At 75.2% G+C, this 17,926-nt stretch carries 19 protein-coding genes; 4 read left to right on the forward strand and 15 right to left on the reverse strand.

Annotation, left to right across the window (positions count from 1 at the left end; all coding sequences use genetic code 11):
* The 10 genes from G5C62_RS17780 to ssd all read right to left on the reverse strand — a co-directional run.
* Positions 1-347 (reverse strand): hypothetical protein (locus tag G5C62_RS17780; protein ID WP_206330706.1); only part of this gene is annotated, 347 nt, incomplete at its 3' end.
* A 100-nt stretch (positions 348-447) separates the two neighbouring features.
* Positions 448-729 carry a hypothetical protein gene (locus G5C62_RS17785; RefSeq protein ID WP_164702075.1) on the reverse strand — a complete coding sequence of 94 codons (282 nt, stop codon included), beginning with the start codon at positions 727-729 and terminating at the stop codon, positions 448-450.
* A gap of 108 nt (positions 730-837) precedes the next feature.
* Positions 838-1,851 carry a phage minor head protein gene (locus G5C62_RS17790; protein WP_164702076.1) on the reverse strand — a complete coding sequence of 338 codons (1,014 nt, stop codon included), beginning with the start codon at positions 1,849-1,851 and terminating at the stop codon, positions 838-840.
* 10 nt (positions 1,852-1,861) lie between these two features.
* Positions 1,862-3,199 carry a phage portal protein gene (locus G5C62_RS17795; RefSeq protein ID WP_164702077.1) on the reverse strand — a complete coding sequence of 446 codons (1,338 nt, stop codon included), beginning with the start codon at positions 3,197-3,199 and terminating at the stop codon, positions 1,862-1,864.
* A 94-nt stretch (positions 3,200-3,293) separates the two neighbouring features.
* Positions 3,294-4,736, reverse strand: a complete 1,443-nt coding sequence (locus G5C62_RS17800) for a terminase large subunit domain-containing protein (RefSeq protein ID WP_164702078.1) — start codon at positions 4,734-4,736, stop codon at positions 3,294-3,296.
* 137 nt (positions 4,737-4,873) lie between these two features.
* Entirely contained in the window at positions 4,874-5,044 is a 171-nt protein-coding gene (locus G5C62_RS17805; RefSeq protein WP_164702079.1) for a DUF4244 domain-containing protein, read from the reverse strand.
* 141 nt (positions 5,045-5,185) lie between these two features.
* Complete coding sequence (locus tag G5C62_RS17810; RefSeq protein WP_164702080.1) at positions 5,186-5,920, reverse strand: type II secretion system F family protein; 735 nt, start codon at positions 5,918-5,920, stop codon at positions 5,186-5,188.
* Positions 5,917-6,714, reverse strand: a complete 798-nt coding sequence (locus tag G5C62_RS17815) for a type II secretion system F family protein (protein WP_164702081.1) — start codon at positions 6,712-6,714, stop codon at positions 5,917-5,919. The genes G5C62_RS17810 and G5C62_RS17815 overlap by 4 nt, the downstream gene beginning before the upstream one ends.
* The gene (locus G5C62_RS17820) at positions 6,711-7,865 is read right to left on the reverse strand and encodes a TadA family conjugal transfer-associated ATPase (RefSeq protein WP_164702082.1); all 1,155 of its coding nucleotides are present in this window, start codon (positions 7,863-7,865) and stop codon (positions 6,711-6,713) included. Before G5C62_RS17820 ends, G5C62_RS17815 begins: the two co-directional genes overlap by 4 nt.
* Positions 7,862-8,956 (reverse strand): septum site-determining protein Ssd, encoded by a 1,095-nt coding sequence (gene ssd / locus G5C62_RS17825; RefSeq protein WP_164702083.1) that lies wholly within the window; start codon positions 8,954-8,956, stop codon positions 7,862-7,864. The genes G5C62_RS17820 and ssd overlap by 4 nt, the downstream gene beginning before the upstream one ends.
* A gap of 125 nt (positions 8,957-9,081) precedes the next feature.
* Between ssd and G5C62_RS17830 the strand changes: the two genes are divergently transcribed.
* Positions 9,082-9,945, forward strand: a complete 864-nt coding sequence (locus G5C62_RS17830) for an HAD family phosphatase (protein ID WP_164702084.1) — start codon at positions 9,082-9,084, stop codon at positions 9,943-9,945.
* 14 nt (positions 9,946-9,959) lie between these two features.
* On the opposite strand, the gene G5C62_RS17835 is transcribed toward G5C62_RS17830, so the two are convergent.
* Both G5C62_RS17835 and G5C62_RS17840 read right to left on the reverse strand, forming a co-directional pair.
* Positions 9,960-10,949: an aldo/keto reductase gene (locus tag G5C62_RS17835; RefSeq protein ID WP_164702085.1), complete on the reverse strand. Its 990-nt coding sequence runs from the start codon at positions 10,947-10,949 to the stop codon at positions 9,960-9,962.
* 51 nt (positions 10,950-11,000) lie between these two features.
* Positions 11,001-11,798, reverse strand: coding sequence for an oxidoreductase (locus G5C62_RS17840; RefSeq protein WP_206330707.1), 798 nt, complete (start codon positions 11,796-11,798; stop codon positions 11,001-11,003).
* Positions 11,799-11,874: 76 nt separating this feature from the next.
* Between G5C62_RS17840 and G5C62_RS17845 the strand changes: the two genes are divergently transcribed.
* From G5C62_RS17845 to G5C62_RS17855, 3 genes are read left to right on the forward strand one after another with little or no spacing between them, the layout of a single operon-like run.
* On the forward strand, positions 11,875-12,438 hold the full coding sequence (locus tag G5C62_RS17845; protein WP_164702086.1) for a histidine phosphatase family protein: 564 nt from the start codon (positions 11,875-11,877) through the stop codon (positions 12,436-12,438).
* A complete protein-coding gene (cobU, locus tag G5C62_RS17850) occupies positions 12,435-12,998 on the forward strand; it encodes a bifunctional adenosylcobinamide kinase/adenosylcobinamide-phosphate guanylyltransferase (protein ID WP_164702087.1) in 564 nt (187 codons plus the stop codon). The genes G5C62_RS17845 and cobU overlap by 4 nt, the downstream gene beginning before the upstream one ends.
* Positions 12,995-13,789: an adenosylcobinamide-GDP ribazoletransferase gene (locus tag G5C62_RS17855; RefSeq protein ID WP_164702088.1), complete on the forward strand. Its 795-nt coding sequence runs from the start codon at positions 12,995-12,997 to the stop codon at positions 13,787-13,789. The genes cobU and G5C62_RS17855 overlap by 4 nt, the downstream gene beginning before the upstream one ends.
* A gap of 279 nt (positions 13,790-14,068) precedes the next feature.
* Here the strand turns inward: G5C62_RS17855 and G5C62_RS17860 are convergent, their stop codons facing one another.
* From G5C62_RS17860 to cobN, 3 genes are all read right to left on the reverse strand, one after another.
* On the reverse strand, positions 14,069-14,353 hold the full coding sequence (locus tag G5C62_RS17860; RefSeq protein ID WP_164702089.1) for a MoaD/ThiS family protein: 285 nt from the start codon (positions 14,351-14,353) through the stop codon (positions 14,069-14,071).
* Positions 14,350-15,429, reverse strand: a complete 1,080-nt coding sequence (locus tag G5C62_RS17865) for an exo-alpha-sialidase (protein WP_164702090.1) — start codon at positions 15,427-15,429, stop codon at positions 14,350-14,352. Before G5C62_RS17865 ends, G5C62_RS17860 begins: the two co-directional genes overlap by 4 nt.
* Positions 15,430-15,574: 145 nt before the next feature.
* Positions 15,575-17,926: cobaltochelatase subunit CobN (gene cobN / locus G5C62_RS17870; RefSeq protein WP_164702091.1), on the reverse strand; the 2,352-nt coding region annotated here is incomplete at its 5' end.

Raw genomic sequence — 17,926 nt, forward strand, 5'->3', positions numbered from 1 at the left:
CCGGTCAGGTCGACCGCGGACGCGACGAGGGCCGGGTTGTGCGTGTTCGCGGCGGCCCGGGCGATGATCGCGTCGACGGCGGCCTTCTCTGCGGCCGTGGCCTGCTCGGTTGCGGTCTTCGTGGCGGTCTCCAGCTCGGCGATGCGGTCCTCGAGGGACTTGGTCGCGGCGGCCTTCTCCTCGGTGGCCTTCACGCGGGCGCGCTCGAGGCGGTCGTTGAACATGCTGTCCAGCTGCTCCTGGGTGAGCTGGATCAGCTTCGGGTCACCGGCCGGAGCAGCAGCAGCGGGGGCGCCGGCAGCAGCGTCGTCGGTGGTCGGGGCGGGGTTCTGGTCGGTCGTGGTCACGATCGGTCCAATCAGGTGCGGGTGTGCCCGACGAGCGGGCCCGCCCCGTGGTGGGGCGTGCCTCGGACCGTCCGGACCGCCCCACCGGGATGCACGGAGCTCAGAACGCCAGGTCGACCAGGTTCGCCACGAGGACGACCTCCCACGCGAACAGCAGCACCAGCCCGCTGCGCAGCGCCACCACCGACGCGCGGCTGAACCACCGCAGCGACGACGCGGCCACCAGGCCAGGCACGAGCATCGCCACGGAGACGAGCTCACCGGGCCACGCGAGGACCAGGTGCACCGCGGCGAGGGCGAACCACGTCGCGGCGACGATGCGGCGAGAGCGGGTGCCGCGCGACGACCGGATGACGGGTGCTGCGTGCCGGGGAACGGTCATGCCCGGCACCGTCCGCGCGTCGGCCGTGAGCGCACTCAGCCGCCGACAGTTGGTGTCACCGAAGATAGTATCCCGAACGATACTCTTCTCGGGGTGCGTTTCCGCAGGTCAGGGACGCAAGTACTGCGCCGAGCGGACCGGGCCCAGCGCCGCAGTGAGGCTGCCGGTCGACCGCGTCACGCCCCACTCGGGGCTGCGGCGCTCCGAGACCAGGTCCGCCAGGCTCACCGCGCCGTCAGCGAACGCGGCGAACGCAGCCGGCCCCAGGACCGTCCGCTGCTGCTCCGCGGTCAACCGGGCGAACCGCTCCGGGCCGGTCAGCCCGTAGTTCACCAGCGGCACGACCGGGAGCAGCGTGCACATGCAGTTCGGGTGCGACCCCATCGGCGTGTTCAAGTCGAACTCGGTGCCGTGCATCGCCCAGCACGCCGGGCACGTCCGCCCGACGACGAGCCGACTGCTCCAGCGCCACCGGGTCACGGCCGGGTTGTCGATGTAGGACTGCCGGCTGGCTTCCCGGTACGCGCGCAGCTGCTCGGTGCGGGCGACCGTCATCGCGTTGCTCAGCGCACCGTTGGTGACGCGGCGGAGCTCCGCTGCGGTCTTCGCCGGCGCCCAGCCGCGCATCACGGCCTCCCGGAGCACGTCGCGCGCAGCAGTGACGGTGCCCCCGGCGCGAGCCTCCAGCAGCCGGACGAGCGGCCCGTAGGAGGTGACGGCCACGATCTCCTGCGCAGCGCCCACGTTCAGCGTGCCGAGCACCGACTGCACTCCGGTCGCCTCGACCAGCGCGGCCGCATCCGCAGCTCCCGCGGCGAGGGCAGCGTCAGCGAGGGCTGCAGCGGCACGGCCGGCGACCGGGGCCAAGTCCAGCAGCTGCTCCTCCAGGCGGCTCAGCAGCCGCTGGTAGCGCGACTCGCGCTCCAGCCACGCGGTCGACACGGGGCGCCCAGCAGCCCGCTCAGCGTCGATGCGCCGCTGCAGGCTGCCCAGGTCACGCTGGACGCTCTGCCAGACGGTCGCGTACGCGCGCGCCAGCTGCCCAGCGACCCGCTTGGAGTCCGCGGCCAGCGCCACCCGCTGGGAGACGGCGACCTGCTCGATGTTCTGCCGGGCCGTCACCGCTCAGCCCTCAGACGGTGCCGGCGTCGAACGCCCGCGCGGACGCCTCAGCGGTGCGGGTCTCGGCGAGGTCGGCGGCCTCCCGGTCCCAGCCGAGGAACTCGACGAGGGCGTCGGCCAGGCTCATGCCGGCGTCGACCGCGTCGCGCATCTGCTGCACCCGCGAGCTGGTCGTGGACGTGGCGATCGGTGCGAACTTCACGTCCAGCGCCGGCGCGGGCATCGGCCGGCCGGTCAGCTTGTACAGGTGCATCCGGACCGCGAGGCGGGCGACCTCACGGAACGCGCGCCGGTACGTCGTCCGGATCGCGGCAGCCTGCCACCCGACGAACGGCATCGACGCGATCTCCAACGCGTCCCCGCTGACCGGTGCGCCGCCGAGCTGCACCAGGTGCGTCGGGATGTGCGCCAAGCGCGCGATCGCGGTCCGCAGCGAGTCCTGCTCGGCGAGGTACGCCTCGGGCTTCGGCGACTCGAACTGGATGACCTGCCGCTTGTCGCCCTCCGCGTCGGCGACCGTCGGGATGGACACGTCGCGGGACCCGGTGGCCGGGTTCATGCTCGGGATGACCGCGGCGACCTCGCCGGTGGCCGGGTCGTACGTCTCGATGCCGAGGTACACGCGGAACGGCAGCGCGTACGCCTCACCGACGACGGCCTGCGTCTGCAGCGACTTGTTCAGCATGTCGTTGAGCGGGATGGCGTCATCGAGGACGGACCCGTTCAGGTCGACGACGACCGCAGCGATCTCGCCGAGCGGGTTGGGGAGCTCCTCGCGGGCGTGGAACGCCTCCGGGGCGGGGAGCAGCTGCGCGCTGGTCGTGCCGAACACGATCTTGCGGTCGGGCAGGTACAGGGTCGCGGAGGTGAAGGAGTCGGCCTCGTCGCGCCACACGTGCAGCAGCGACAGCAGCCTCCCGGACTTGCTCACCTGGGCGTACACCGAGCGCGGGTCGACGCAGTACAGGGCGACCTCGCCGGCCTCGTCGTAGTCGACGAGCATGACGGTCTGCGTGCCGGCCTTCTCGGCGGTCGTGGCGAACTCGTCGAGGTCGTCGGCCTCCCGTTCGAACAGGTCGGTCGCCCACGCGGCGAGGGCCTGCTCGAACGGGTTGTCGCTCGTGGCCTCCACTCCGGCGGGGACGACGGCGTCGGCGCGGGTGTCGACGACCAGCTTGCACTGGTTGTCCTTCACGCCGGCGACGACCTTGCGGTACGAGTCGTTCCACGCCTTCGACCCGAGCGAGCAGTTGTGCCGCCCGTCGTAGTACGCGAACCGTGGCTCCACCTTCACGCCACGTGCGCGCAGCGTGCTGATCGCGGTCGTCAGGATCCGCGTGTAGTCCATGAGGCACCTCCGGCCTCGGACCGTCCGGAGCGTGCGGCCGACGGCACGGAGGCGCGGGCGTCCAGCATCGTCCAACAGCCTGTTGCGCTATCCCTCACCAGGTGGAGCGGGCCTTCACCGGCGCGGCCGGCGCGCCCTTGTTCTCCAGGTGGGTGATTGCGTAGACGAGCGCATCCAGACGGTCCGGGGAGTTCGGGGCGTCCGGCGTCCACGTGGTCATCTGCGCCTCGAGCTCGTCGAACGGGCCGACGTGATGCACCTGCCCCTGCCCGTACAGCACCGACACGGGCTCCGCGCGAAGCGCCTTCCCGCGCTTGGCGTGCACTCCGAGGACCTTCGGCAGCGGACCGGTCCACCGGCCCTCCTTGACCGCGTGCCGGAGTGCGGCCATCAGCGCGCTCTTGACGTAGTCGCCGCCCTGGTTGGTCTCGTACACGATCACGTCCGCGCTCACCGCGGCTGCCAGGTCGACGCAGGCACGCGCTGCGGCCTCCGGCCCGGAGAAGTGCCCGGACCGGTCAGCGAGGACGTACAGCTGCCGCGGGCGGGTCGCCTGCGCGCTGGCCGCGGCGACGATGCCGGTCTCATCCGACGTGTCGGTGAACGTCGAGGCGGGGTCGTAGCCGACGACGACGCGCGCCAGGGACTCCGGCGCCCCGTTGTGCGCGCGGTGCGCCTCGATGTTCGTCAGGCTGAACAGCGCGCCGGGCACCTGGTCCATCGCGTCCCAGTCGCCCTCGAGCAGCGCCTTCCGCTTCCGGTCGTCGGGCATCGACTTCAGCCGGTTCACGTAGTCGGGGTTGCTCGCCAGCAGCGCCGGGTTGTCCATCAGCGTCGACGGGACGAACACCCGCGGGAGGCCAGGGGTGCCGTCGGGCAGCGGCGGCTGCCACGGCACGAACGGCTCCGGCTTGCCCTGGCCCTTCCCGAGGTCGGCCGGGCGCGGGGCGACGAACCGGCGCTTGACCCAGGCGTACCCGACACCTTCGGGGTTGCTCGTCATGATCGCGGCGGTCCGGTGGCCGCGCTGGTTGCACGCGTCGCAGTGCCCGCCGAACGACGACCGGAGCCGGGTGAGCATGTACGTGTACTGCACCTCGGCAAGCTCGGTCCCCTCGTCGAAGTACAGGCGGTCGAACTCGACGGACTTGTAGTTCTGCTCGTCGCCGATGTGCGTGAGGCTGATGAACCGGATGACCGACCCGTTCGGAAACGTCCACGTCAGCTCAGCGCGGTTGTGCTTGGCGATGCCGTTGCAGATGGCCGTCAGCGGCATCAGGTGCGTCTGCTTGAGCATCGGCAGGGTGCGCCGGACGATCCCGATGTGGACCCGCTCGTGGGTCAGCGCGAACAGGACGGCGTCGTTCCGGAGCCAGTAGCTCTTCCCGCCACCCGCGGCGCCACCGAACAGCAGCTCCGAGACCCGGAAGACGAGGTCGGCGGCGATCTGCTGCTTGGGCTGCGGCTCGTAGTCGGGCAGCACCGGGGGCGACGGATCGAACGCGTCCGCCACGAGGTCCCAGACGCTGCGTGCCACGCGTTCGGACCGTCCGGGGTGGCGCCTGCCCGTCGCGGGTTCCACAAGCCCGTACCCAGACCGTACCCGAACCGTACCCACGAGCACCGGGAACGGCCGGGAATGGTCGGGAAGATGCCGAAGGGTGAAAGGCCTGCTCAGAGCGGCAGCGGTGCCTCTGACCAGCACATTCTGAAGTGCCTACCGACGGCGTACTCGGCGGTGCTCATGCCCTCCTCGCCGGCTACGCGGGCCTCCGACCACCGCTGGGCCAGCGCCGCGCGTCGGCATCCGGTGGTCCGTTCCTCGTTCTCCGGCTGGATCTCCATGTGTCCTCCTCCGCAGGACCGCCTGCCGGTCCGTCGACCCGAGCCTGGCGCCGGCGCGGGCACGCCCGGGTCGCTGCGGCCGGGTTGTGGAGGACGCCCGCGGTTGTGGACGCCGACCGGCACGACGGCGGTGACCGTGACTCAGCCGAGGACGTCGCCACCGATCCCCAGCACCATCGGGACGACGCCCAGGCACAGGAACGCCGGCAGGAAGCACAGCCCCAGCGGCGCCAGCACCCACACCCCCGCCCGCTGCACCGCGGCCTCGGTCTGGCTGCGGCCGGCGCTGCGCAGGTCGGCGGCGAGCCGCTGCAGGGCCGGGACGACCGCCGAGCCCGACTCCCCGGCGCGGACCACCGTGCGGGCGAGCGCGTCGACCGGCGGTGGCGCCCCCGCCCAGGCTCGGCGCGGGGCGGCGCCCAGCCGGTACAGGGCCCCCGCCTCGACCAGCCGGTCGCCGAGCGGACCGGGAACCGCCTCCCCGACCGCCGCGACGGCCGACCCGACCGGGGTGCCGGCCGCCAGGCAGACGGTGAGCAGGTGGCAGGCCACCGGCAGGTCCCGGGCGAGGGCTCCGGCGACGGGCGGTGGCGCACCGGACCGCCGGAGCAGCCGGTCCAGCCCTGCGGCCAGGCCCAGCCCGACCAGCGCGGCCGGCAGCCCGGCACCGAGCACCAGGAAGGCCGCCAGCCCACCCAGACCTGCCTCCACCCGGCGTCGCGCCGCCCCCGGTGGGCCGCTCGTCGACCGCCACGGACGCCTGCCGTCGCCGGGGACGGCGAGCAGTGACCGCACCCGGTCCCGGCGGCCGGCTCCGGGCGGCACCCACAACAGCACCGCGCCGGCCAGGACCAGGACTGCCCAGACACCGTTCACTGCGCGACCGCCCGCCGCACCAGCCGCGCCGACCAGATGAGCCCGGCCAGTTCCAGGGCCACGCCGAGCACCAGCAGCGCCGTCCCCGCGCCGGTGGTGGTGAGCACCCGCCACGGGTCGGCGCCCACCCCGCTGCCCATCAGCAGGCCGAGCAGCGGAAGACCGGCGAGCACGGCGGCGCTGGCCCGCGGCCCGGCGACCGCAGAGCGCAGCTCCTCTCCGGCCCGCAGCCGGGCCCGCAGGTCGTCCTCGACGGCGGTGACCACCCCGGCCAGCGAGCAGCCCGTGCGGGTGCTCAACCGCACCGCGGCCGCGATCCGCACGAGCGCCCGGGCCGACTCGTCCGTCGCCGGCCCCGTCGGCGGGTCGCCCAGTCGCAGGACCGGCTCGAGCGCCCGCGCCATGCCGGCGTCCGGGCAGCCGTCGACCGCGGTGGTGGCCGCCTCCGGGAGCGGCCGCCCGGCTCGCACCTCCGCGGCCAGCACGCCGAGCGCCTCCACCAGGGCCCGGGTGCGCCGCTCTCCGGCGGCGGTCCGGCCGCGCGCCTGCAGGGCACGGCCGGCGACGACACCGCAGACGGCCGCGAGCGCGGCCACCACCGGGGTGGACAGCAACGCCCCGGCTCCCCCGCTCCCCAGCGCGAACACCCACGGTCCAGCCGGGCCACCGGCCAGGGCGCGGAGGTCCGGACGCGCCCCGCCCCACCCCGGCTCGGTGAGCCGTCGCGGCCGGCCGGCGGCGCCCGAGGGCCAGGCCAGCAGCGCGACCCCGAGGACCAGCAGGGCCGGGCTCATCCGGGCACCCGGACGCCGAGCAGGTCGGCGAGCTCCCTGCGCGCCGGGGTGGGGCCGCCGTCGGCCCGCCAGCCCGCGGCCACCTCGATCAGCTCTCCCCGTCGCCGGACCACCCCCAGCTCGGCCACGCCCCGCCCCGCCGGGCTCCGCCGCAGGTGCACGACGAGCGCGAGCGCGGCCGCCGCCTGGCTGTGCACCGCGGCCCGACCCAGGCCGGCCGCATCGCCGAGGGCCTCGAGCCGGGCCGGCAGGTCCGCGGCCCGGTTGACGTGCACCGTGCCGCAGCCGCCGTCGTGCCCGGTGTTCAGGGCGGCGAGCAGGTCGACCACCTCGGCGCCGCGGACCTCGCCGACGACCAGCCGGTCCGGGCGCATCCGCAGGGCCTGCCGCACCAGGTCCCGCAGCGTGACCGCGCCGGCGGCCTCGACGTTGGCCGGCCGGGTGAGCAGCCGGACGACGTGCGGGTGCCGTGGGGTCAGCTCGGGTGCGTCCTCGCAGAGCACCACCCGTTCCCCGGGATCGACCAACCCGAGCAGTGCGGAGAGGACCGTCGTCTTCCCGGTGCCCGTGCCGCCGGTGACCAGGAACGCCAGCCGCGCCCGGACGGCGGCCGCCAGCAGCTCGGCGCTGGCGCCGGGCAGGGCACCGCGGTCGGAGAGGTCGGCGAAGGAGAGCGCCGCCCGGCGCAGCACCCGCAGGGACAGGCAGGTGCCCGCCCCGGACACCGGCGGCAGGACCGCGTGCAGCCGCGTGCCGTCGGGCAGGCCGGCGTCGACCCACGGCGCCGCGTCGTCGAGCCGGCGGCCGGCAGCCGCGGCCAGCCGCACCGCGAGCCGTCGGACCGCGGCCTCGTCGGGGAACCGGACGTCGACCGGCTCCAGGCCCTCGCCACGGTCGATCCAGACCTCGTCCGGCCCGTTGACCAGCACGTCGGTGACGCCGGGGGTGCGCAGCAGCGGCTCCAGCACGCCCGCCCCGGCCAGCTCGTCGGTGGCGGCCCGGACGGCGTCGAGCACTCCGCGGTCGCCCAGCAGGCCGCCGGACTCCTCCCGGACCAGGGCCGCCACGGCCGCCGGGCTGGGGGCGCCCACACCGGTGGCCAGCCGGGCGCGCACCCGCTCCACCAGCGGTGGCGCCGACTCCACGGTCACGCCGCGCGCCCGGCCAGCTCGGCGAGGAGCAGCCGGCTGAGCCCGCCGAGCGGGGACCGGGCGGCCACGGACGGCGGTTCGCCCCGTTCGCTGCGCGGTGCCGCCGACCGGTCGGCGGCGAGCTCGGCGAAGACCGGCCGGCCGACCACGTCGGCCACCTCGGCGCGGCTCAGGCCCCCGGGGACCGGCCGGCTGACCACGAGCGCCCCCGACCAGGGCCGCTGGTCCCCCTCCAGCAGGGCGCGGGCGGCGGCTCCGGCCCGCAGCCGCGCCGGTACGAGCAGGACGCTGAGGTCGGCCTCGGCGAGGAGCGCCTCGGCTGCGGGGCTGCGGACGGGGAGGTCGAGCACGACGCCGCACCCGCTGGCCCGGGCGCCCGCGCAGACGGCGAGCAGGGCCTCGGCCGGCAGCTCCTGGGGGTGCTCCCGGGAGGCGGAGAGCACCGCGACCCCGGCGACCTCGGGCAGGGCGGCGGCGAGCGCCGGGCCGGCCACCCGTCCACTCACCCCGGCCAGCTCCGGCCAGCGCAGCCCGGGCTCCCGTTCCGCCCCGAGCAGCAGGTCCAGGCCGGCGGCCCAGCCGTCGCCGTCCACCAGCAGCACCCCGCCGTCGGCCGCGCTGCCCGCGGCCACCGCGAGCGCCGTCGCCAGGGTGCTCGCGCCGGCGCCGCCGCAGGCGCCGCCGACCACGGTCAGCCAGCCCGGCCGGGCGGGGGCCTGCACCGCCGCGGCCACCCGCTCCACCAGCCACGCCTCGTCGCGGGGCAGCACCACCACCCGTTCGGCGCCGAGCTCGACGGCCGCCGGCCACACCTCGGCCGCGGGTCCACCGGCGGCGACCACCAGCACCCCTGGGCGCCGCGGCAGCGCCCGCACCGGCGCACTGCCCAGCACCTCGGCGCCGAGGAGCACCAGCGGCGCGTCCCGGTGGGCGCGGCGGAGCGCACCCCCTCCCGTGGTCAGCTCAGCGGTGGCACCGGCGGCGGCGAGCAGCCGGAGCAGGTCGTCGAGCAGGCCGGAGTCGGTGCTCAGGACCAGTGGGTGGGCAGGGGCGACGGGCGCGGAGCCGGGGGCTCGCGAGGCAGCGGACACCCGCCCAGCGCAGCGGGACGGTCGGCGCCGGCCCAGTCCCGGACGGCATCTGTGGACAACCCCTCCGGGTGTGGACGACGGTGTGCCCGACCCCCTGGACTGCCGATCCCCTTACCGTGTGCGATGTGACCCGCGCTGCGGCGTTCTTCGACCTGGACAAGACGGTCATCGCGAAGTCCAGCACGTTGGCCTTCGGACGACCGTTCTTCCAGGGTGGGCTGATCAACCGGCGAGCCGTCCTCAAGGGCGCCTACGCGCAGTTCGTCTTCTCCCTGGCCGGCGCCGACGCCGACCAGATGGAGCGGATGCGGCGACAGATCACCGCGATGACCACGGGCTGGGACGTCGCCGTCGTGCACGAGATCGTGCGGGAGACGCTGCACGGCATCGTCGACCCGCTCGTCTACGCGGAGGCCGCCGACCTCATCGAGGAACACCAGGCGGCCGGCCGGGAGATCGTCATCGTCTCCAGCAGCGGCGCGGAGATGGTGGAGCCGATCGGCGAGATGCTCGGGGTCGACCGCGTCGTCGCCACCCGGATGGTCACCGTCGACGGGAAGTACACCGGCGATATCGACTACTACGCCTACGGCGAGAACAAGGCCGCCGCGATGCGCGAGCTGGCTGCCGAGAAGGGCTGGGACCTGGCCGACTGCTGGGCCTACAGCGACTCGATCACCGACCTGCCGATGCTCGAGGCGGTCGGTCACCCGACCGCCGTCAACCCCGACCGGGGGCTGCGCAAGGTCGCCGCCGAGCGGGGCTGGCCGGTGCTCGAGTTCACCCGCCCGGTCACCCTGCGCTCCCGCTTCTCCGGCGCCCGGACGCCGGTCGTCACCAGTGCCGCGGTCGGCGTCGGGGCCGCCGTGGCCGGATTGGCCTGGTACGCCCGGCGGCGCGGGCTGCGGGTGCTCCCGGCTGCTGGTGTCGCGTTGGCCGCGCCCGTCGTGTTGCCCCCGGCCAGCCGCTGGCGGCGACGCGGCGCCTGACCGCCGCCCCCTCCTCAGCCGCCGACGCGGCTGCGCACCTCGGCGACCTTCTCGCGCACCTGGTCCACGACCGTCTGGGCGGTCGAGACCGGCTGGAAGTCCTGCGCCGCGGCGGTCAGCGCCTGCTGCTCCTCGGCCGTGAGCTCCAGCTCGGCGGCCGCCACGTTGGACTCCAGCTGCTCGACGCTGGACGCCCCCGGGATCACGACCACCTGCGGCAGACCGAGGAGCCAGGCCAGGGCCACCTGGGCCGGCTTCGCCTGGTGCGCAGCGGCCACGTCCCGGAGCAGCTGGAGGAGCGGCTCGGCCCGGCTCAGGTTCTCGGTGCCGAACAGCGGGTTCATCGCCCGGACGCCCCCGGGCCGGTGGTCGGCGGAGTAGCGGCCGCCCAGCAGGCCCTGGGCGAGCGGGCTGTAGGCGATGACCACCCGGTTCTCACGCTCGGCGAAGGGCACCAGGTCGGCCAGGGGCCCAGCGTGCGCCAGGGAGAACTGGACCTGGTTGCTCACCACCGGGCTGCCCAGCGCGCCGTCGGCCGCCTGCCAGCGCTCCAGCGAGTAGTTGGAGACCCCGACGGCACCGATCACGCCCTCGTCGAGGAGGGCGCGCATGCCCGGCATGATCACCGAGTCCGGCACCAGCGGGTTGGCCTGGTGCACCTGGTAGAGCGGGATCCGGTCGAGCTGCAGCCGGCGGGCGCTCCCGGCCGCGCGGTTGCGGACGACCGCCGGGAACGGCGCCACCGGGAAGACCTTGCTGGCGACGACCACCTCGGCCCGGTCGGCGCCGAGCGCCTCGGCCAGGATCTTCTCGCTGCGGCCGAAGCCGTACACCTCGGCGGTGTCGAACAAGGTGACGCCCAGTTCGCGGGCCCGCCGGACGATGTCGCGCGCCGCCCCCACGGCGTAGTCGTCGCCGTAGCCCCATTCCCGGGAACCGAACTGCCAGGTGCCCAGTCCCACCCGGCTGACCTGTCCCAGACCGTCGACCTCGAGGAAGCGCATCCGCCCAGTCTGGTCGTGCTGCAACGGAGCCGCAGGACGGCGCTGTCGGGCTCAGCCGCGGAGCAGGCTCTCGCAGATCGCCAGGCCCTCGGTGGCGCCGTGCTCGGTGGCGCGGCAGCAGTGCACGAGCCAGCCGGCCACCCCGGCCGGGCCGCCGGTCCGGTAGCCCACCAGCGCGGCCTCGTAGGCGTCCCGGCCCAGCTCGGCGAAGCCGACCTCCGGCACAGAGACCGCCTTGCGGTCCAGGCCCCGGCTGATGATGACCAGCCGGGCAGCGGCGCGGGCGACCACGCCGTCCTGCACCCCGAAGGGCGCCAGCGCGGCCAGCTCGCCGTGCACCACCCCGGCCACCACCACGGCCGGGACCGTGGTCGCACCGGTGATCAGGGAGAAGAGCCCACCCAACCGCGGACCGGCCGCGCCGCTGGGCCGACCCAGGTCGGCCGGCTCGGCGAGGTCTGTGGCGGCCAGGACGTGCAGCCGGGCGAGCACCTGACCGGGTGCCCGCTCCCAGGTCTCCACCATCGAGCCGAGGCCCACCGAGACCCGCAGCGCACCCTGGACGACCGGGTCGGTCACCTCGCCGGCGCGCAGGTCCGCCAGCGGCCGGTCCACGCCCTCCAGCGCGGCCGACGCCCGGGCACCGCGCAGCGCCGACTCCGCGCTGACCCCGGCCGACTCCCGGCGGAGCACCTTGTGGCCGAGCAGGCGGTCCACCGCGGCGCGTGCGTCCTCGGCCGCCGCGGCGACGCCGGGCAGCTCCAGCAGCGGGGCGAGCGGGTCGGGGCCGGTCGGGCGCGCGGCGGGCCGGGGGGCCCGGCCGGCGCCGGGGCGCAGCGGGATCGTCACGGCTGCGACGGTACGAGTCCGGGGCGGCCGGTCTCCCGCCGCCCTCCGCGACCCGGCGCCTACGCTCCCAACCACCATGGCCGCTCCCCTGACCCTGCTCCTCGTCCGGCACGGCCAGAGCGAGTGGAACGCCGCCGGGCTGATGCAGGGCCAGACCGCGCACGTGCCGCTGACCGAGCTCGGCCACCAGCAGGCGGCGCAGGCCGCGGCCGAGCTCGCCGCGCGCACCCGGGACGGCGGTGGCCCCGGGGCCCTCGTCTCCAGCGACCTGCACCGCGCCGTGCAGACCGCCGAGCACTGCGCCGCGGCCACCGGGCTGGCCCTCAGCACCACCCCGGCGCTGCGCGAGCAGGGCTACGGCGTGCTGGAGGGGCGACCCTCCCGCGAGCTGTGGGACGTCGTCGACTGGACCGATCCGCACTGGTCGGCCGAGGGCGGGGAGAGCCTCACCCAGCTGCACTCCCGGGTCGCCGGCTACCTCGACCGGCTGCGCGCCGACCCGCCGGCTGCGGTCGTCGCCCTGGTCACCCACGGGGACACCATCCGGGCTGCCCAGGCGGTGGTCGCCGGGCTCGGGCCCGACCAGCTGCCGGGGGTCACCCCGCACAACGGCACGGTCACGAAGCTGGTGCTGACGTGACCAGGGTGCTCGTGCTCGGCGGCTCCCGATCGGGCAAGTCCGCGCACGCCGAGCAGTTGCTGGCCGGCTGGGACGAGGTCACGTACCTCGCCACCTCCGTCGTCGCCGAGGCCGACGCCGAGTGGTCGGCCCGGGTCGCCGCCCACCGCGCCCGCCGTCCGGCCGGGTGGACGACGGTGGAGACGACCGCGCCGTCGGAGCTGCTGCGCCAGGGTGCGGTGCTGGTCGACAGCGTCACCACCTGGGTGGCCGCGCTGATGGACGAGACCGGCATCTGGGACGCCGTCGACGCGACCGGGGCGCACGCTGCGGGCTCCCCCGCGGACGCCGCCGCGGCCCGCGACCGGCTGGACCAGCGCTGCGATGCGCTGGTCGACAACTGGGTGATGACGCCGGCGCACGTGGTGGCGGTCAGCGACGAGGTGGGTCTGGGCGTGGTGCCGGAGACCCGGGCCGGTCGGCTCTTCCGGGACACGCTGGGCACGGTCAACCAGCGGCTGGCCTCGACCGCCGACGAGGTGTGGTTCGTGGTCGCCGGGCTGCCGCAGCGGTTGCGATGAGCTCCCCGGACCAGCCGGCGCCCCGCCGCCCCTGGACCGGGCCGGCGGAGTCGTTCGCGCTGCTGACCAGCCTGCGGGTGCCGGCCGCCGCCTCGGCCCGCGGGGTGCTGCCCTGGGCGCCGCTGGTCGGCCTCGTGCTGGGGGGCGTGGCGGCCGTAGTCGCCTGGGCCGCCGGCCGCGCGGCCAGCCCACTGGTCGGCGCGGTGCTGGGCGTCGCCGTCCTGGCCGGGCTCACCCGCGGACTGCACCTGGACGGGCTGGCCGACACCGCCGACGGGCTGGGCCCGCTGCGCGGCCGCGAGAAGGCGCTGGCGGTGATGCGCGCCGGGGACGTCGGCCCCTTCGGGGTGGTCACGTTGGTGCTGACCCTGTTGCTGCAGGTCGCCTGCCTGGCACACCTGCTGACCGTGGACGGCGGCTGGCTCGCCCTCCCGATCGCCACGGTCACCGCCCGGGTGGCGATGGCCCGCACCGGCCTGCCCGGTGTGCCCATCGCGGCGGGCTCGTCGCTGGGCCAGGCGGTCGCCGGCACGGTGTCGCGGGGCTGGCTGGCCGGTGCCGCCCTCAGCACCGTCACGGCAGCGGCCGTCGGCGCGCTGCTCGTCGGCGCCGAGGGAGTCGCCGCCGCACTCGGGCTGGTGGCCGCCGTCGCGGTCGGGCTGGCGTCGTCCGAGGCGCTGTTCTCCCGGGCCCGCGCCCGGCTGGGTGGCGTGAACGGCGACGTCATGGGGGCCATGGGCGAGGTGACGGCGGCGGTCACCCTGCTCGCCGCCGCCGTCCTGCTCAGCTGAGCGCGGTCATCGGCGACGGGTGAGTGAGCCGAGGACCCGGCTCAGGCCGCCGGAGGCGGCGGGCGAGGCGGCCCGGCCGCGCCCCATCCCACCTCCGGCCGTCCCGGTCCGGCGCCGACCGGCGGTGCCCCGGGTGGCCGAACGGCCACCACGCGCGCTCCGTGCCGCGGTGTTCCCTGCCGTGCCCATCAACCTGCCGAGGATGCTCATGGGAGAGGTGTGACCGCCGTCATCAATTCGTAACCTGCTGGCCAGCCGGATCGCGGCGCGTCGTCGCGGTCAGCCACCAGCCACGGACTGCACGACCATCACCTCCGCGCCGGCCGGCACCGGGGTGACCAGACCGGAGAGCCGCCGGACCTCCTCGCCGTCGACGTAGACGTTGACGTGCCGGCGCAGCGCCCCGGTCTCGTCGCGCACCCGCCGGTCGAACACCGGGTGCTCGGTGGCCAGCACGTCGAGCAGGGCGCGGACCGTCGCGGACTCGGGCAGGTCCAGCGACATCGACGTCCGGCCGCCGGTGCAGTCGGCCAGCAGCCTCGGCAGCAGCACCCGGACGGTCACGGCAGCACCGCCGCCCGCACGCACAGCACGTCGGGCAGGTGGGACGTGACCGTGCTGAACGACTCCCCCTCGTCGGCACTGGCGTACACCTCGCCGCCGCGGGTGCCGACGTAGACGCCCACCGGGTCACCGGCGTCCACGCAGGCGGCGTCCCGCAGCACCGCGTTGTACTCGTGCGTGGGCAGCCCGGCGTCGAGCCGGCGCCAGGTGGAGCCGGCGTCGTCGCTGCGGTGCACGGCCAGCTCGCCGTCCGGCGGGATCCGCTCACCGTCGGCGACCAGCGGGACCACCCAGATCCGCCCACCCCGGCGCGGGTCGGCGAGCATCACGAAGCCGAAGTCGGAGGGCAGCCCGTCGGCGATCGACGTCCACGAGTCGCCGTCGTCGTCGGACCGGTACACGCCGTGGTGGTTCTGCGCGTACAGCCTCCGTGGGTCCGCGGCGTCCCGAGCGATCTTGTGCACGCACTGCCCGAACTCCGGCGCCGGACCGGGCATGAAGTACGCCGAGATGCCGGAGTTGCGCGGCTGCCAGGTGGACCCGCCGTCCCGCGTCCGGTAGACGCCGCCGGTGCTCATCGCCACGTGCACCGTGCCCTCGGGCCCGGGGACGACGGAGTGCGCCGCCGCCCCGCCGTAGCCCGCGCCCCACTCGGTGCGGTGCGGGTGGTCCCACAGCCCGCGGCACAGCTCGAAGGACTCCCCGCCGTCGTCCGAGCGCCAGACCGAGATCGGCTCGCAGCCGGCCCACACCACCCCGGGCCGGTCGGCCGAGTCCGGGCGCAGCTGCCAGATCCGCTCGACGGCGGCCCCGGTGTCGGCCGGGAACCGGATCGCCCCACCGGCCGGCTCGTCCCAGGTCGCGCCCAGGTCGTCGGAGTGCAGGACCGTGGGGCCGAAGTGCTCCGACCGCACCCCGACCATCAGCCGGGTGCGCCCGTCGCGGGTGTCGATGCCGATGCTCGGGACCTCGGTCATCAGGAAGTGCGGTGCGGAGAGCGACCAGCTGCGCCGGTCCTCACTCGTCGCGAGCCAGAGCCCCTTGCGCGTGCCGATCGCCAGCAGAGTCGTCGCCATGCACCAGTAGACCGCCGGACGCCGACAGACTCATCGCTGCCCGTCGTCCTACCTCGCGCTGTGGGGACCTACCCCGCCGCAGACCACCGGGTAGGTCCCCCCACGACCAGGTGACCTGATCGTGGGGAGACCCAGGGACCGGCGCTCAGACCGGTTGCTGGGCCGGGGTGTCGCCGCCCTCGAGGTCGCCCTCGGTGTCCAGGTAGGCCTGCTGCAGCTCGGCCAGCAGCGCCGGGTCGGGCTCGGCCCACATCTTCCGGTCGACCGCCTCCAGCAGCCGCTCGGCGATCCCGTGCAGCGCCCAGGGGTTCGACTGCTCCATGAACGCCCGGTTCTCCGGGTCGAGCACGTAGCTCTGCGCCAGCTTCTCGTACATCCAGTCCGCGACCACGCCGGTGGTGGCGTCGTAGCCGAACAGGTAGTCGACGGTGGCGGCCATCTCGAACGCGCCCTTGTAGCCGTGCCGGCGCATGGCGGCCAGCCACTTGGGGTTGACCACCCGGGCCCGGAACACCCGGGAGGTCTCCTCGACCAGCGAGCGGGTGCGCACGTGCTCGGGGCGGGTCGAGTCGCCGATGTAGGCCTTCGGTGAGCTGCCGGTCAGCGCGCGCACCGTGGCGACCATCCCGCCGTGGTACTGGAAGTAGTCGTCGGAGTCGGCGATGTCGTGCTCGCGGGTGTCGATGTTCTTGGCCGCCACCGCGATCCGCCGGTAGGCGGTCTCCATGTCCGGGCGGGCCTGCACACCGTCGAGGTCCCGGCCGTAGGCGTAGCCGCCCCACACCGCGTAGACCTCGGCCAGGTCCGCGTCGGTGCGCCAGTCCCGGCTGTCGATCAGCGACAGCAGCCCGGCCCCGTAGGCACCGGGCTTGGAGCCGAAGACCCGGGTGGTGGCGCGCCGGCGGTCCCCGTGCTCGGCGACGTCGGCGTCCACGTGGGCGCGGACGAAGTTCTGCTCCGGGGTCTCGTCCAGCCCCGCGGCCAGGGTGACCGCGTCGTCGAGCATGGTCACCACGTGCGGGAAGGCGTCCCGGAAGAACCCGGAGATGCGCACCGTGACGTCGATCCGCGGCCGGCCCAGCTCACCGAGCGGGATCGGCTCCAGCTTCGTCACCCGGCGCGAGGCCTCGTCCCAGACCGGCCGGACGCCGAGCAGCGCGAGCACCTGCGCGACGTCGTCCCCGGAGGTACGCATCGCCGAGGTGCCCCACACCGAGAGCCCCACCGAACGCGGGTGCGCCCCGGTCTCGGCGACGTACCGCTCGACCAGCGACTCGGCCAGGCCCTGCCCGGTCTCCCAGGCGAGCCGGGAGGGCACCGCGCGCGGGTCGACGGAGTAGAAGTTGCGCCCGGTCGGCAGCACGTTGACCAGCCCGCGCAGCGGCGAGCCCGACGGGCCGGCCGGCACGTAGCCGCCGTCCAGGGCGTGCAGGGCCATGTCGATCTCGTCGGTGGTCTTCGCCAGCCGCGGCACGACCTCGGCCACCGCGAAGTCCAGCACCCGGCTGACCTCGGCGTGCGGCCCGCCCAGCACCTCGGCGACGGTGGGCTCGACGGCGTCGGCGGTCCAGCCGGCCGCCTCCATCGCGGTGACCAGGGCGATCGCCCGGGCCTCCACCTCGTCGGTCTCGTGCAGCCCGGCCGAGCCGTCCTCCACCAGGCCGAGCGCCTCGCGCAGGCCGGGCATGGCGACCGAGCCGCCCCAGATCTGCCGGGCCCGCAGGATCGCCAGCACCAGGCCCACGCGGGCGTCGCCCTCCGGCGGGGAGCCGAAGACGTGCAGACCGTCGCGGATCTGGCTGTCCTTGATGGCACACAGCCAGCCGTCGACGTGCAGGATCATCTCGTCGAACTCGGCGTCGTGCGGCCGGTCGTCCAGGCCGAGGTCGTGGTCGAGCTTGGCGGCCTGGATCAGCGTCCAGATCTGCTGCCGGACGGCGGGCAGCTTCGGCGGGTCCATCGCGGCGATGTTGGCGTGCTCGTCGAGCAGCTGCTCCAGCCGGGCGATGTCGCCGTAGGTCTCGGCGCGGGCCATCGGCGGCACCATGTGGTCGACCAGCACCGCGTGCGCGCGCCGCTTGGCCTGCGACCCCTCGCCCGGGTCGTTGACCAGGAACGGGTAGACCATCGGCAGGTCGCCCAGCGCGGCGTCCGGCGCGCAGGACGCCGACAGCCCGACGGTCTTGCCGGGCATCCACTCCAGGTTGCCGTGCTTGCCCACGTGCACGACCGCGTGCGCGCCGAAGGACGAGCGCAGCCAGTGGTAGGCGGCCAGGTAGTGGTGCGACGGCGGCAGGTCGGGGTCGTGGTAGATCGCGATCGGGTTCTCCCCGAAGCCGCGCGGCGGCTGGACCATCACCACGACGTTGCCGGCGCGCAGCGCGGCGAACACGATGCAGTCGTCGGTCGGGTCCACGAAGAGCTCACCGGGCGGCGGCCCCCAGTGCTCCACCATCCGGTCGGTCAGCTCGGCGGGGAGGGTGTCGAAGAACCGGCG

This window comes from Modestobacter sp. KNN46-3, from assembly GCF_011039295.1.